The sequence below is a fragment of the Nocardioides sp. WJ219 genome, assembly GCF_058559815.1.
In genome coordinates this window covers 38,806-52,138 of sequence record NZ_JBZUJV010000005.1, presented here as the reverse complement: position 1 = coordinate 52,138, position 13,333 = coordinate 38,806, and the positions used below count along the sequence as shown (strand labels likewise).

The 13,333-nt window shown below is 73.5% G+C and carries 17 protein-coding genes; 8 read left to right on the top strand and 9 right to left on the bottom strand.

Going from position 1 to position 13,333, the window contains the following annotated elements; genetic code table 11:
- Positions 1–7: 7 nt before the first annotated feature.
- The 6 genes from AC4MBH_RS13235 to AC4MBH_RS13210 form a co-directional block, all read right to left on the bottom strand.
- The gene (locus tag AC4MBH_RS13235) at positions 8–802 is read right to left on the bottom strand and encodes a DUF881 domain-containing protein (RefSeq protein WP_491795354.1); all 795 of its coding nucleotides are present in this window, start codon (positions 800–802) and stop codon (positions 8–10) included.
- Complete coding sequence (locus tag AC4MBH_RS13230) at positions 795–1,127, bottom strand: small basic family protein (RefSeq protein ID WP_491795353.1); 333 nt, start codon at positions 1,125–1,127, stop codon at positions 795–797. Before AC4MBH_RS13230 ends, AC4MBH_RS13235 begins: the two co-directional genes overlap by 8 nt.
- Positions 1,124–2,002: a DUF881 domain-containing protein gene (locus tag AC4MBH_RS13225; RefSeq protein WP_491795352.1), complete on the bottom strand. Its 879-nt coding sequence runs from the start codon at positions 2,000–2,002 to the stop codon at positions 1,124–1,126. The genes AC4MBH_RS13230 and AC4MBH_RS13225 overlap by 4 nt, the downstream gene beginning before the upstream one ends.
- Positions 1,995–2,657, bottom strand: coding sequence for a cardiolipin synthase ClsA (gene clsA / locus AC4MBH_RS13220; RefSeq protein ID WP_491795351.1), 663 nt, complete (start codon positions 2,655–2,657; stop codon positions 1,995–1,997). Before clsA ends, AC4MBH_RS13225 begins: the two co-directional genes overlap by 8 nt.
- An 80-nt stretch (positions 2,658–2,737) precedes the next feature.
- On the bottom strand, positions 2,738–3,790 hold the full coding sequence (locus AC4MBH_RS13215; protein ID WP_491795350.1) for a hemolysin family protein: 1,053 nt from the start codon (positions 3,788–3,790) through the stop codon (positions 2,738–2,740).
- Complete coding sequence (locus tag AC4MBH_RS13210) at positions 3,787–5,178, bottom strand: hemolysin family protein (protein ID WP_491795349.1); 1,392 nt, start codon at positions 5,176–5,178, stop codon at positions 3,787–3,789. Before AC4MBH_RS13210 ends, AC4MBH_RS13215 begins: the two co-directional genes overlap by 4 nt.
- Before the next feature lie 205 nt (positions 5,179–5,383).
- On the opposite strand from AC4MBH_RS13210, the gene AC4MBH_RS13205 reads away from it, so the two are divergent.
- Positions 5,384–5,515, top strand: a complete 132-nt coding sequence (locus tag AC4MBH_RS13205) for a hypothetical protein (protein WP_491795348.1) — start codon at positions 5,384–5,386, stop codon at positions 5,513–5,515.
- Positions 5,516–5,521: 6 nt separating this feature from the next.
- Here the strand turns inward: AC4MBH_RS13205 and AC4MBH_RS13200 are convergent, their stop codons facing one another.
- Complete coding sequence (locus AC4MBH_RS13200; protein WP_491795347.1) at positions 5,522–6,256, bottom strand: spermidine synthase; 735 nt, start codon at positions 6,254–6,256, stop codon at positions 5,522–5,524.
- 46 nt (positions 6,257–6,302) lie between these two features.
- Between AC4MBH_RS13200 and AC4MBH_RS13195 the strand changes: the two genes are divergently transcribed.
- From AC4MBH_RS13195 to AC4MBH_RS13175, 5 genes are all read left to right on the top strand, one after another.
- Positions 6,303–7,244: an SGNH hydrolase domain-containing protein gene (locus AC4MBH_RS13195; RefSeq protein WP_491795346.1), complete on the top strand. Its 942-nt coding sequence runs from the start codon at positions 6,303–6,305 to the stop codon at positions 7,242–7,244.
- A 269-nt stretch (positions 7,245–7,513) separates the two neighbouring features.
- Positions 7,514–7,891: a nuclear transport factor 2 family protein gene (locus AC4MBH_RS13190; protein ID WP_491795345.1), complete on the top strand. Its 378-nt coding sequence runs from the start codon at positions 7,514–7,516 to the stop codon at positions 7,889–7,891.
- 23 nt (positions 7,892–7,914) lie between these two features.
- Complete coding sequence (locus AC4MBH_RS13185; RefSeq protein WP_491795344.1) at positions 7,915–8,865, top strand: SGNH hydrolase domain-containing protein; 951 nt, start codon at positions 7,915–7,917, stop codon at positions 8,863–8,865.
- Between the two features lie 4 nt (positions 8,866–8,869).
- On the top strand, positions 8,870–9,184 hold the full coding sequence (locus AC4MBH_RS13180; protein WP_491795343.1) for a DUF1330 domain-containing protein: 315 nt from the start codon (positions 8,870–8,872) through the stop codon (positions 9,182–9,184).
- Entirely contained in the window at positions 9,181–9,909 is a 729-nt protein-coding gene (locus AC4MBH_RS13175; protein ID WP_491795342.1) for an enoyl-CoA hydratase, read from the top strand. Before AC4MBH_RS13180 ends, AC4MBH_RS13175 begins: the two co-directional genes overlap by 4 nt.
- On the opposite strand, the gene AC4MBH_RS13170 is transcribed toward AC4MBH_RS13175, so the two are convergent.
- Complete coding sequence (locus tag AC4MBH_RS13170; protein ID WP_491795341.1) at positions 9,896–10,108, bottom strand: hypothetical protein; 213 nt, start codon at positions 10,106–10,108, stop codon at positions 9,896–9,898. The two genes, AC4MBH_RS13175 and AC4MBH_RS13170, sit on opposite strands and share 14 nt — an antisense overlap.
- 13 nt (positions 10,109–10,121) lie before the next feature.
- On the opposite strand from AC4MBH_RS13170, the gene AC4MBH_RS13165 reads away from it, so the two are divergent.
- Positions 10,122–10,694: a glycoside hydrolase family 25 protein gene (locus tag AC4MBH_RS13165; RefSeq protein WP_491795340.1), complete on the top strand. Its 573-nt coding sequence runs from the start codon at positions 10,122–10,124 to the stop codon at positions 10,692–10,694.
- Positions 10,695–10,719: 25 nt separating this feature from the next.
- Positions 10,720–12,408, top strand: coding sequence for a metallophosphoesterase family protein (locus tag AC4MBH_RS13160; protein WP_491795339.1), 1,689 nt, complete (start codon positions 10,720–10,722; stop codon positions 12,406–12,408).
- Between the two features lie 100 nt (positions 12,409–12,508).
- Here AC4MBH_RS13160 and AC4MBH_RS13155 read toward each other — a convergent pair whose 3' ends face one another.
- Positions 12,509–13,309: a CPBP family intramembrane glutamic endopeptidase gene (locus AC4MBH_RS13155; protein ID WP_491795338.1), complete on the bottom strand. Its 801-nt coding sequence runs from the start codon at positions 13,307–13,309 to the stop codon at positions 12,509–12,511.
- Between the last annotated feature and the right edge of the window lie 24 nt (positions 13,310–13,333).

Sequence of the window (13,333 nt, the reverse complement as noted above, 5' to 3'; positions counted from 1 at the left end):
GTCGCCGTCAGGAGTCCGGCTGGGCGAACTCCGGCTGCACCGGATCGCGCACCGTGGTGATGTCCAGCGAGGGCAGCTCCTCGACCGTGAGCTCGCCGCCGTCGGTGCGCACGGTGCGCTTGGGCCCGTAGCCGAAGACCATGGCGCCGACCAGGTTGGGCGGGTCGCCGATCGCGTCGATGACGTACGGCGGCTCCACCAGCACGTCGTCGACCAGGATGCCGCCGTCGCCCTGCTCGAACGAGCTCTGGGCGACCAGCCGGACCTCGCCGTTGACCTGGATCGCCTCGGCCCCGACCGAGCGGAGCTCCTGGATCACGTCGAGGAACGTCGAGACCTTGACCGCTCCGGTGAGCTCCTCGATGGTCACCCGCACCCCGGGTCCGGTGACCGGGACCAGCCCGGCCAGCACGCTCAGGCTGTCGGCCTCGTCGCGACTGCGCTCGAGCGCGGCCCGACGGCGCGTCGACTCCGAGCTCAGCTCCTCCCGCAGCCGGGTGAGACGGTCGATCTCGGCCTGGGTGCGCTGGGTGGTGCCGGCGAGGCCGTCGAGGACGTCGATCAGGTCCTGCTCGCGCAGGCCGGCGTAGGCGCTCTCCTCGGTGGAGCGGATCTGGGTCACCCCGGCGAAGCCCACCAGCGCCAGCAGCACGGCGACGATGGCCTGGCTGCGCGAGGGGCGCCCCATCGCCCGGGCCAGCCGGGAGCGCCCGGACCCGCGCTCGACCTCGCCGTCCGGCACGGGATCGGGCTCGGGCGCCGGCTCGGGCTCGCGCTCGGGCTCGGGCTCGCGCTCAGGCATGGAACAGGTGGCGGCGGATCGCCGCGACGTTGGAGAAGATCCGGATCCCGAGCACCACGATCACGCCGGTGGAGAGCTGACCGCCCACGCCGAGCCGGTCACCGAGGTAGACGATGCCGGCGGCGATGAAGACGTTGCTCAGGAAGGAGACGACGAACACCTTGTCGTCGAAGATCCCGTCGAGGAAGGCACGCAGCCCACCGAAGACGGCGTCCAGCGCCGCCACCACCGCGATGGGCAGGTAGGGCTCGACGCTCAGCGGCACGTCGGGACGGAACAGCAGCCCGAGGGTCACCCCGACGAGCAGTCCCAGCACGGCGATCACGACGTCCCCCTCTCGTTCGTGGCGGCACCCTCGGCGAGCACGCGCGCCGAGCGGAGCACCTTGCGTGCGGGCGGCGACGCGGGCAGGCGCAGCTCGTCGACAGTGTCCACCTCGAAGGTGAAGTCGTAGAACTCCGCCGTCGCCGCGAGGTCCTGACCGGTGGTGGACTCGGCGAACCGGGCCGGGAGCGTGCGCTTGTCGCCGATCGCCTCGATGACGTACGGCGGCTCGATGCCGACGTAGTTGACCTCGATCGCGAGCCCGCTGGTGCGGATCGCCGAGGTGGCCGCCATCCGCTGCCCGTTGACGGCGATCGCCTCGGCGCCGGCCCGCCACAGGCCGTTGGTGACCAGCCGGAGGTCACGGTCCTTGACCTGCTGGTTGTCGTCGGCGTCGGGCAGCTGGGTGACGGTGACCCGGACGCCCTCCCCCTGGACCGCGATGAACCCGGTGCGCACCTGCAGGCGGCGTACGTCGTTCGCGGCGGTCTGCTCGACGTCGACAAGGTCGGTGACCGACCGCTCGAGGCCCGTCACGCGACCCCGGAGCGCTGCCGCGCGCTCCTCCTGCCGCGCCCGGCGCTCGGTGGCGGCGTCGATGCGGTCGACCAGGGTCGCCCGGCTGGCCGAGTCGACCTCGGCGTTGCGCGACGTCTGCAGGAACGCCGTGGTGACCAGCACCCCGAAGACCGCGACCACGACCGCGGCGACCAGCAGCGGCCGGCCCGCCGGCGGTGGCCTGCTCCCGGCGACGCGGCGCTCGGCGGCGTGCTGGTAGTCCTCGTCGAGCGACTGCTGGGTGATCAGGGCCAGCAGCGGCATGCCGACCCGGTCGTTGGCGGGCGGCGGCGCCGGACGCCGCGGTCGCTCAGCCATCACGGGCCGGACGCTCGGCAGCGCGCCGCTCGGTGCGGTCGGGCCTGGGACGACGCTCGGTGGTGGCCAGCAGCTTGCGGACCTGCCAGGCGTAGAGCACCCCGGCCCACCAGTACAGCCCGATCCCCCAGAACGCGAAGGCCCAGCCGAAGACCTGCGCGAGGGTCGCGACCGTGCCGTCCCCGTCGCCGAGCAGCAGCAGCGGGAAGGCGTAGAGCAGGTTGAAGGTGGCGGCCTTGCCGAGGAAGTGCACCGGTAGGGCGCTGTAGCCGCGGGTGCGCAGCAGCGGCACCAGGCCCCACATCAGCAGGTCGCGCAGCGGCAGCGAGACCGCCATCCACCACGGGATGATGTCGCGCAGCGCGAGGCCGACGACCACGGCCAGGATGTAGAGCCGGTCGGCGACCGGGTCGAGGATCTGCCCGACCACCGACTGCTGGTCGAGCCGGCGGGCCAGCCAGCCGTCGAGGAAGTCGGTGATCCCCGAGACGACCAGCACGGCCAGCGCCCAGGCGTCGGCCTCGGGGACGAGCACCAGCCACAGGAACAGCGGTACGCCGAGCAGCCGCAGCGCGCTCAGGGCGTTGGGCCAGGTCCACACCAGCGCCCGCGGGGGCTGCTCGCCCACCACCGGTCGCTGCGTCTCACCTGCCACGGTGGGCACCCTAGCCCCAGGACCGGTCGGTCCGGCCCGAGGCGGCGTCGGGGCCGACGAGCGGGAGCGGCGGACGGCGTTCAGGACGGGCTGTCCTCCAGGTGGGCGGCGTCGCGGATCTCGCCGACCAGCTCCTCGATGACGTCCTCGAGCGTGGCGACGCCGAGCGTCGCGCCGGCCTCGTCGACGACGCGCGCCATGTGCGACCCGCGGCGCTGGAGCACCTCGAGCGCCTCGTGCAGCGGGGTCTGCCGCGAGACCGTCGCGAACGGCCGGACCCACTTGTCCTCGATCGGGCGGGCGCGGCGGGCGTCGTCGGACTCGAGGACGTCCTTGATGTGCAGGTAGCCGCGCAGGTCGCCGTCGGCAGCCGAGACCGGGAAGCGGCTGTAGCCGGTGGCGGCGCACAGGGCCTCCACGTCGGCCGGGGTGGATCCCGGCGCCACGGTGGTCAGTCCCTCCGAGGGCAGGCAGACGACGTCGACGAGCTTCTCGGTGAACCCCAGGGCGCCGGCGAGCCGGTCGTACTCGCCGGGGTCGATGAGGCCCTCGCCGCGCGACTCCTCCACGAGCGCGGCGACCTCCTCGCGGGTGTACGTCGAGCTCACCTCGTCCTTGGGCTCGACGTGCAGCAGGCGCAGGGTGGCGTTGGCCGTGGCGTTGAGGACCCGGATCACCGGCCCCAGCGGCGTCGCGATGGCGACCAGGAGCGGACCCAGGAACAACGCGGACCGCTCGGGCCCGGCGAGCGCGATGTTCTTGGGCACCATCTCGCCGAGGACGACGTGCAGGAAGACCACGACCGTCAGCGCGAGCACGAACGCCACCGGGTGCACGAAGGCCTCCGGGACGCCGAGGTCCTCGAACAGCGGCTCGATCAGGTGGGCCAGCGCCGGCTCGCCCACGGCGCCGAGGCCGACCGAGCAGATGGTGATGCCGAGCTGGGCGGCGGCCATCATCTCCGAGACGTGCTCCATGGCGTGCAGCGTGGTGCGCGCCATCCGGGACCCGTCCTGGGCACGCGGCTCGATCTGGCTGCGGCGGGCCGAGATCAGCGCGAACTCGGCACCGACGAAGAACGCGTTGAACGCGAGCAGGAAGACGGCCACGACGAGGGCGGCGTAGTCGCTCACAGCGTCTTCCCCTCGGTCGTGGCGGTGTCCACGGCGGTCGCGCCGGTGCTCGGCTCGTCGTCGTGCAGCCGCACCGCTAACCGGTCGACCCGGAGCCCGTCCATGTGCTCGACGGTGAGGACGGCGAGGCGCCGGCGGGGCTGCTCGGGGTCGGTGCGGTCGGGCACCTCGACCTCGGCGATGTCGCCGGTGGCCGGGATCTTGCCGAGCACCTGCAGCACGAGGCCGGCGACGGTGTCGTAGTCCTCGCTCTCGGGCAGCTCGACGCCGGTGAGGTCCTCGACCTCGTCGGGACGCAGCAGCCCCGAGACCGACCAGCTGCCGTCACGCAGCTGCCGGGCGCGGGCGCCGAGGCGGTCGTGCTCGTCGGAGATGTCGCCGACGATCTCCTCGATGACGTCCTCGAGCGTGACGATGCCGGCGTGGCCGCCGTACTCGTCGAGGACGACGGCCATCTGGAACCCGTCGGCGCGCAGCAGCGCCATCAGCGGGTCGAGGCGCAGCGAGTCGGGCACCACGATCGGCTTGGCCATCAGGTGCTTGACCTTGGTGGTGGCGCGCTCGTGCATCGGCAGCGCGACGGCGTTCTTGACGTGGACGGTGCCGACCACGACGTCGTCGTCGCCGAGCACGGGGAACCGGGAGTGCCCGGTGGCCCGGGTCAGGTCGATGACCGCGCTCGCCCGCACGTTGGCGTCGAGCCCGTGGGTGCGCACGCGGGGGGTCATGATCTCGCCGGCGGTCCGGGTGCCGAACTCGACCGAGCGCTCCATCAGCTCGGCGGTGTCGGCGTCGAGGGTGCCCTCGGTGGCCGACCGCTGGATCAGGGAGGCCAGCTCGGTGGAGCTGCGGGCCGAGCGCAGCTCCTCCTGCGGCTCGATCCCGAGCCGTCGCACGATCGCGTTGGCCGACCCGTTGAGCACCCGGATCGGGCCGCGCATCACGGCGGTGAAGATCCGCATCGGCAGCTGGGTCGCGCGGGCCGTCGCCATCGGCAGGGCGATCGCGAGGTTCTTGGGGATCAGCTCGCCGAAGAGCATGGTCAGCAGGGTGCTCACGGCGAAGCCGAGCCCGACCGCCGTCGGGCTGACCGCGCCGTCGGGCACGCCCACGGCGCCGAGCGGGCTGCGGATCAGCTGGGCGATCGCGGGCTCGGCGAGGTAGCCGATGCCGAGGTTGGTCACGGTGATGCCGACCTGCGCGCCGGAGAGCTGGGTGGAGAGCGACCTGAGGCCGGCCTGGACGCCGGCGGCGGCGACGTCACCGCTCTCGGCGGCCCGGTCGACCTGGCTGCGGTCGACGGTGACGAACGAGAACTCGGCCGCGACGAAGACGCCGCACGTGACGATCAGGACCAGCGCCAGGGCCAGCAGCAACCAGGCCGTCATCCGGCACACCCCGGACGGGCGGGCGGCGGGTCGAGCGGGGTGGAACGGGGCGTCGTACTTTGAGAGCCGTCCATCGGGCGGTTCTGGACCTCCGGGTCGCTGATGTGGAAGGGCCAGCCTAGGGCAACCCCGGCTGCACGCGGTGTTTGCGGGCGCGGGGTCCGGGCAGCATCAGCGGCACCCGACCCAGCCGAGGAGGCCCGCGATGGACAGCACCCCCGCTCCGACCGCCCCTGGCCCCCGCTCGTCGGTCGCCTCCCACGCCGAGAGCGCCGTCCAGCGCCTCGCCGACGCCTCGATCTGGCTGCTGTTCCGGCTCGACGGCGTCCGGTCCTGACCGGGCTCAGGCGCCCCCGCCGAGGGTGTCGCTGACCTGGCGCTCGCCGAGCACCCGATAGGGCGCCGCCGACGTCGTCGCGCTGCGCCGCAACGCCTCCTCGGGGGGCGTGGCCCCGCCGAGGAGCAGCAGGTTGCCCGGACGTCGGCCGCGCAGCGTCGCCGGCTCTGCGCTGACCACGACGCGTCCGACCGCCTCGCGCAGCCGGGCCACGGCGTCGCGGGTACGCCGGAACGGGGCGCGGTCGGCGAGGTTGACCAGCACCAGCCCGTCCGGGGCCAGCACCCGTGCGACGTCGCGCAGGAACGCGTCGCCGAGCAGCTCGTCGGGCACCTCCCCGTCGCGGTAGGCGTCGACGACGATGAGGTCGGCGTGGTCGTCACGCACCCCCGCCACGCCCGCGACGCCGTCGAGGGGCCGCACCTTGATGCCGCTGCGCCGGGGCAGCGGCAACCGCTCGCGGACCAGCGCGGTGAGCTCCTCGTCGGGCTCCAGGACGACCTGGGCCGAGCCCGGGCGGGTCGCGGCGACGTACCGGGGCAGCGTCAGGCCGGCGCCGCCGACGTGGACGACCCGGAGCCGCTCCCCCGGGGTCGCCAGGGCGTCGACGACGTCGCCCATCCGGCGCACGTAGTCGAAGACGAGCCGCATCGGGTCGTCGAGGTCGACGTGCGACTGGTCGTGACCGTCGACGCGGACGACGTACGCCGCGGGGTGCTCGGTGGGCAGGACCTCGCGCATCGGATCCCTCTCCAGCGGCTGCGGGCTGTGTCACCATAGGCGCACCATGAGTGCTCCCCGTCCCGCCCGTGGTCCGCTGCGCCTGCTGCTGGTCGCGCTGGCCGTGCTGCTCGCCGCCACGCTGCTCGCCGCTCCGTCGCCGGCCGCCGCCCGCGGCGACCTCGAGGGTGTCGACGCCCCCGTCATGCCGAAGGGGTGCTTCGGGCCGGCGCGCAGCGGCATCGACCCGTTCCCGTGCCCGCTGAACACCTACCGGCCGAAGCGGCCCACGATCCTGCTGTGGGGCGACTCGCACGCCTACATGTACATCCCGGCGCTCAAGGAGGCCGTGCGCGAGAAGCGGATCAACCTCGTCTCGTTCGTCGCCGGCAGCTGCCCGCCCGTCCTGATCACCCGAGCCCACGGCGGCGGCGCCTGCCGCCGCAGCAACTACGTGGCGCTCGAGACGGTCAAGACGCTCAAGCGGCGCAAGGCCGACTTCAAGGTCGTCATCGGGTCCAACTGGTCCGGCTTCCGTCGCGCCTACCGGTCGATCTTCCTGGAGGGAGCGACCGGGATGCCGTCCGGCTACGACGACTACACCAAGGACATGGTCCGCCTCGCCCACGAGGGCACGCCCCGGCTCTTCGACCGGCTGGGTGCGATGGGCGTCGACGTCGACCTGATCGGCCAGGCCGCCACCGTGCCCGCCCGTCGTCCCGACTGCGCCGCCGGCGAGGAGCCCTACACCTGCGACCTCCCGCGCTGGCGCGCCATCCCGGAGGAGCGCAGCACCCTCGGCTACGTCAAGCGCCAGCAGGCCAAGATCCAGGCCCGCGCCCGCTCCCGCATCATCGACGCCACCCCGGGCTACTGCACCGCCACCGTGTGCCACGGCAAGATCGGCGCCGTCGAGACCTACTTCGACGACCTCCACCTCAGCGCCACCCGCACCCGCAACCTGGCGCGGTACTTCCGGTTCTCGGTGCAGGACATGGTGCGTCGCTAGCTCTTGTGTGCTGGGTGCTCGGGTGCTCGGGTCGCTCCGCGGGTGACGTTTCGGCCCCGAGGCGCAGGATTCCCCGGTGCACCGGGAAAACCCGCAGCGCCTCAGCCCCGCCAGTCACACGACGCACAGCGGCACCAGCACCCAGGCAGAACCTGAACTTCCCGGGCAACGCGTTGCCTGGGAAGTTCAGACCTCCCCGGTCCACCGGGTAAACGTCGCGCTGTGCGCCGCGCTGGCACGAAACTAGAACCTGTTATAGAACAACCCCCATGACCCTCAGCAACGACGACGTCGCAGCGGGCGTCCGGCGCTACCTCGACACCGTCGCCGCCGGCACCGCCGCCGACGTCACCGCCCTGTACGCCGCGGACGCCACCGTCGAGGACCCCGTCGGGTCCGACGTGCTGTCCGGGCACGAGGCGATCCGGGCGTTCTACGCCTCGTTCGAGGCGATGAGCAAGACCACCGAGCTGGTCACGCTGCGCACGTGCGGGGGGCAGGCGGCGTTCCACTTCCGGATCGTCGTCGACCTCGGGGGCGGGGCGACGTCGAGGATGGAGCCGCTCGAGGTGATGACCTTCGACGACGACGGCCTGATCACCGGGATGCGCGCCTTCTGGTCCGAGAGCGACCTCGTCATCGACTGAACCGTGGGAGGATTCCCGCCATCATGGGTGTTCCTCGCACGTTCCGACTCGTCCTCGTCGCCCTGCTGGCCTCGCTGCTCCCCCTCGCGGCCGTACCGAGCGCGACGGCGACCACCACGACCACCGCGGCCGTCGCGGGCGGCCAGCCCGGCGCCGGTGACGACTTCCCGCGCCTCCCGTCGGCGTGCTACGACGCCCGCGGCGTGATCAAGAGCCCGTGCCGGATCACCCGCTACGCCGGCCGACCGGTGCTCGTCGTGTGGGGCGACTCCCACGCCCAGATGTACCTCCCCGCGCTGCGCCGGGTGGCGCGCCACCAGCGGGTCAACCTGGTCGCCGTCCTGTTCGGCGGCTGCCCGCTCAGCACGCCGTACCCCCGCAGCTCGGGCCACCCGCGCACCGGCTGCGACCAGCACAACGTCGACGCCCTCGCGTGGGTGCGCGACCTGACCGAGCGCCGCCGCAAGGTGCGACTGCTGCTCAACGGCTTCTGGTCCGGCTACCGGCAGGCCTACGCCCTGGTCAAGCGGGAGGAGCGCACCGGCGTCCCCTCGGGGCTCACCGACTACCGCAAGCAGATGGCCCGCCTCGCCGTCGAGCGGTCGGCCCCGATGTTCAGGGCGATCGGCCGGCTCGGCGTGCCCGTCGACATGATCGGCCAGGCCGCCACCGTTCCGCTCGACCCGCGGCGCTGCACCCAGGGGCGCGAGCCCTACCAGTGCGACCTGCCCCGGCACCGCGCGCTGCACGATGAGGCCGGCAACCGGCGCTGGATCCGCACCCAGCTGATGGCCCGCCTCCCCGGTAGCCCGCGGCTGATCGACGCCACCCCCACCTACTGCACCCGCACCACCTGCCGCGCCCACGTCCGCGGCGCCAACACGTTCTACGACGACATCCACCTCGGTGCCGAGCTGACCAGCACCATGACTGGGTGGTTCCGCCCGACGTTCCGGAGCCTGCTGGCACGATGACGCCATGACGGCGTACTGGATCAGCTCCTACCTCGAGGTCACCGACGACGACGCGCTGCGGGCGTACGCCGAGCTGGCGCTCCCGGCGCTCACCGGCGCCGGTGGCACCTTCCTCGCGCGGTCACTGCCGTCGGCGGTCTACGAGGCCGGACGCGAGATGCGCTCGGTGCTGATCGAGTTCCCGACCGTCGAGGCGGCCGTCGCCGCGCACGAGAGCCCGGCCTACCAGGAGGCCCTCGCCGCGCTCGGCGACGGCGCCGTCCGCGACCTGCGCATCGTCGAGGGCATCGAGCCGGCCACACCCGTCGACCGCCCGTGACGGTGCTCGAGACCCGCCGCGACGGGTCGGTCTCGGTGCTGGAGCTGCGTCGTCCCGGACGTCGCAACGCCCTCGACCTCGAGCTGTGCCGGGCGATCACCGCCGCGGCCGGCGCCGAGGTGGCCGCGGGTGCGCGGGTGCTGGTGGTGACCGGGAGCGGTACGTCGTTCTGCTCGGGCGCCGACCTCACGGGTGTCTACGGCGAGGAGTTCCTCGCGGCGCTCTACGGCATGCTGCACGGTCCCGACGGGCTCACGTCGCTGCCGGTGCCCGTGGTCGCGGCGGTCAACGGGCCCGCCATCGGGGCCGGCACCCAGCTGGCGCTGGCCTGCGACCTGCGCGTCGCCGACGAGACCGCGAGGTTCGCCATCCCCACGCCGCGCAACGGGATGGCCGTCGACGCGTGGACGATCCGGCGCCTGGCCGACGTGGCCGGTGGCGGCGTCGCGCGCCGGCTGATGATCGCCGCCGAGACCGTCGACCGCACCGAGGCGCTGGCCTGCGGGCTGGCCGACCGGTCGGGCACCCTCGACGACGCCCTCGCCTGGGCCCACGAGATCGCCGCGCTCGCGCCGCTGTCGCTCGCCCACAACAAGGCGGTGCTCAACGGGGCCGACGACGAGACCGCGGCCGTGACGTTCGCGGCCTGCTGGGCCAGCAGCGACGTCCGCGAGGCCGCGGCGGCGCGCGCCGAGAAGCGGTCGCCCGTCTTCACTGGGCGCTGACCGTGCGCGCCGCGGCCGTGCTGCTCCTCGCCGCGGGCGTGGCCGCGTGCACCGGTACGCCGTCGGCCGAGCCGTCGTCGTCACCCTCACCGTCACCCTCGTCGTCGGGCACGACCACGACTCCCCCGCCGACGACGCCTCCCACGAGCCCCCAGGCGGTGCCGCAGCCGGATCCCGAGCCGCGGCGTCCCCGTCGCACGCGCGGCGTCGACGTGTCGCACCACCAGGGCCCGATCGACTGGGGGCGGGTCGCCGGCGACGGCATCGCCTTCGCCTACCTCAAGGCCACCGAGGGCAGCACCTTCACCGACCCGCGGTTCGCCGACCACCACCGGGACGCCGACCGCGCCGGCCTCCGGGTGGGGGCCTACCACTACTTCACGCTGTGCGCCGACCCGCTGCCCCAGGCCGAGCACTTCCTCGCCACGATCGGCGCCGTACCGCCTGCACGGCGTCCGCTGCCACCCGTGGTCGACCTCGAGCTGATCGGCAACTGCGACCCGCCACCGGCCGAGGACGTCGTGCGCGCGTCGGTCGAGACGTTCCTCGACCGCGTCGAGCGGGCCACCGGCCGCCGGGTCGTCGTCTACACCCACCCCGACCTCGACGACCGCTACGACTTCACCGACGACCTCGACCGCCGCCGGTGGGTACGCCGTCCCGGCGACGTGCCCCCGCCCGGTGACTGGTGGCTCTGGCAACGCGCCGACGACGCCCGGGTCGACGGCGTCGACGGTCCGGTCGACCTCGACGTGATGCGCGGCCCACGCCCCACCAGCCGGTGACCGTGCCGTCGATACCGTGGACGACATGAACCGGGCGCTCGCGATCGCCCGGCGACTGCTCCTGTGCGTGGTGGTCGCCGGCGTGCTCGGCCTGCCGCTGGCGTTCTCCTGGGCGGTGACCCACACCGAGGTCAGCCAGAAGATCGGGACCTCGCCGACCACGTTCACCCTCTCGACGCAGGGTCACAGCGAGGTGCGGCTCGGCATCGCGGGCACCGTCTACGTGCCGGAGTCGCGCGGGCCGCTCGGCGTGGTCGCCACCCTCGACGGGCCCGGCGACCCGGGGGCCGGCGACGGCGACCTGGCCAACTACGTGCGGCCCGAGATGCTTCAGCTCTACACCGGACTGTTCCACGAGCCCGAGGCGGCGGTCGCCGAGTACGTCGACCTCGTCGAGGCCGAACTGAAGCGCCAGCTGCTCGTCTCGGTCGCGGTGGTCGCGGTCCTCGGCGGCCTCGCGCTGTACGCCCTCTCCGAGCTGGTCCCGCTCGCGGTGCGGCACCGCCGCTGGCGCGACCGCGGCCGACTGGCCCTCGCGGCGGTGCTGGTGCTGGGGATGACCAGCGGGCTGGCGTGGGTGCAGCTGCGGGGGTCGGACGGCGGTCGCGGACCCACCCGCGGCACCTACGACCTGACCACGCTCGACGGCACCCTGGCCGCCGGGGCGACGACCGACAGTCCCGTCGTCCGTGCCCTCCTCGGCGGCGCGATCTCGCGGGCCCAGGTGCTGGTCGAGCGGCAGGGGGCCCGCGAGGTCGCCTACCGCGAGACCGCGACCGCCTCCCTCGACGACCAGGCCGACCTGTTGGAGGGCCCCGAGGACGGCGAGGTCGCGGTGATGATGCAGTCCGACATGCACTGCAGCACCTCGATGATCCGCCTGCAGGGCAGGGTGTTCTCGATGCTGGAGGACGCCGACAAGGCGCCCTCGCTGCTCGCGATCGCCGGTGACCTGACCACCAACGGCACCGCCGCGGAGGGCACCTGCATCACCGACGAGGCCGAGATCGCGGGGTCGGCCCCGATCGCGGCGATCGGCGGCAACCACGAGACCGGCGTGAGCGAGGAGCAGATGGCCGACGCCGGGATGACGGTGCTCGACGGCGAGGTCGAGGAGGTCGGCGGCGTCCGCCTCCTCGGCGACTCCGACCCCAACCGCACCGAGCTGTTCGGGGGCAGCCGGCAGCGCGGCGAGGAGACCCAGGACGACCAGGGCCGACGGCTGCGCGAGGTGGCCGACGACGCCGACGACCGGCCCGACCTGCTGATGGTCCACGAGGCCTACGCCGCGCAGGCCTTCCTCGACCTCGACTCCGTCGCCGGCCTGCTCGAGACGGCGGCCCCCTCGCTGACCCTCGCCCCGGACGACGCCGACGACGACGGTGTCGGCGACGTCCCGGCCGGGGCGGTCGTCTACGGCCACTGGCACCGCCAGGTCGAGCCGCGGGTGCTCTGGAACTCCGACGGCACCTGGACGCTGCTGATGGAGCTCGACACCAGCGGCGGCGCCGTCGACAGCCCCACCATCAACAACTTCTCCACGCCGTGGGCGAGCCCGCAGCAGGAGGCGTCGTTCCCGGTGCTGTTCCTCGACGAGGAGTCCCGTCTGGTCACCGGCTACCAGCGCTACCGCTTCGACACCGACGGCACCGTCGTGGTCGAGCCCCGCGTCGACGTCGGCGGCGACCCGCCCACCGACGCCGCCCCCCGCTGACCCGTCGCATCGTGGCGACGGGTCACCGTCGGCCTGTGGAGAACGCTGACCCGTCGTACATGTACGACGGGTCAGCGTGGGGCTGTGGAGAACCGGGGCGTCAGGAGGGGAGCCAACCGACGCGGTCGACGAGGAGGGCGTAGCCGACGAAGGCGCCGACGTCGAGCAGGGTGTGGGCGACGACGAGCGGCGTGACCCGGCCCCAGCGGCGGTAGAGCCAGCCGAACAGCAGGCCCATGACCAGGTTGCCGAAGAACCCGCCGAGACCCTGGTAGAGGTGGTAGCTGCCGCGCAGCACGGCGGCGACCACGATCGCCTTGAGGTCCGAGAACCCCAGCTGCCGCAGCCGCACCAGCACGTAGCCGAGGACGACGAGCTCCTCCAGCACGGCGTTCTCCAGCGCCGCCAGCACCAGCACGGGGACCGTCCACCACTGCGACGTGTCGAGACCCGAGGCCGCGACGGTGGAGCTCAGCCCGAGGGCGTGCATGAGGAGGTAGAAGGCCAGGCCCGTCGTCCCGACGACGGCCGCGATCGCCGCTCCGCGGGGCAGGTCGCCCCAGCCGGCGCCGCGGAACCACACGTCGCGCAGCGCGGTGCCCGACCGCACCAGCAGGTAGCCGGCCAGCGCCACGGGGACGAGCGCGAAGCCGATGCCGAGCAGCTGGTAGGTCAGGTCGAAGCCCGGGCGGTCGGGCCGCACGGAGCTGTTGAGCGTCGCGGTCTGCGCGGACAGCCCGCCCGGCGCGGTGGCCGACTCCAGGATGCGCACCACCGAGTAGACCGCGCTGCGCCCGAGCGAGAGGGCCAGCACGATGATCAGCTCGGCCACCAGGAGCCGCCGGCCCGGCAGCAGCGGTGAGGCATCGGCCTCCGGCTCGCCACCGGCGTACGTCGACATGGGGCCATCATCGCGTCCCCGCCC

Bases quoted from the DNA above. Each gene is read 5' to 3' on its own strand.
- AC4MBH_RS13235 (WP_491795354.1), bottom strand. From the start codon at position 802: ATGCCTGAGCGCGAGCCCGAGCCCGAGCGCGAGCCCGAGCCGGCGCCC.
- AC4MBH_RS13225 (WP_491795352.1), bottom strand. From the start codon at position 2,002: ATGGCTGAGCGACCGCGGCGTCCGGCGCCGCCGCCCGCCAACGACCGG.
- AC4MBH_RS13210 (WP_491795349.1), bottom strand. From the start codon at position 5,178: ATGACGGCCTGGTTGCTGCTGGCCCTGGCGCTGGTCCTGATCGTCACG.
- AC4MBH_RS13205 (WP_491795348.1), top strand. From the start codon at position 5,384: ATGGACAGCACCCCCGCTCCGACCGCCCCTGGCCCCCGCTCGTCGGTC.
- AC4MBH_RS13200 (WP_491795347.1), bottom strand. From the start codon at position 6,256: ATGCGCGAGGTCCTGCCCACCGAGCACCCCGCGGCGTACGTCGTCCGC.
- AC4MBH_RS13195 (WP_491795346.1), top strand. From the start codon at position 6,303: ATGAGTGCTCCCCGTCCCGCCCGTGGTCCGCTGCGCCTGCTGCTGGTC.
- AC4MBH_RS13190 (WP_491795345.1), top strand. From the start codon at position 7,514: ATGACCCTCAGCAACGACGACGTCGCAGCGGGCGTCCGGCGCTACCTC.
- AC4MBH_RS13185 (WP_491795344.1), top strand. From the start codon at position 7,915: ATGGGTGTTCCTCGCACGTTCCGACTCGTCCTCGTCGCCCTGCTGGCC.
- AC4MBH_RS13180 (WP_491795343.1), top strand. From the start codon at position 8,870: ATGACGGCGTACTGGATCAGCTCCTACCTCGAGGTCACCGACGACGAC.
- AC4MBH_RS13160 (WP_491795339.1), top strand. From the start codon at position 10,720: ATGAACCGGGCGCTCGCGATCGCCCGGCGACTGCTCCTGTGCGTGGTG.
- AC4MBH_RS13155 (WP_491795338.1), bottom strand. From the start codon at position 13,309: ATGTCGACGTACGCCGGTGGCGAGCCGGAGGCCGATGCCTCACCGCTG.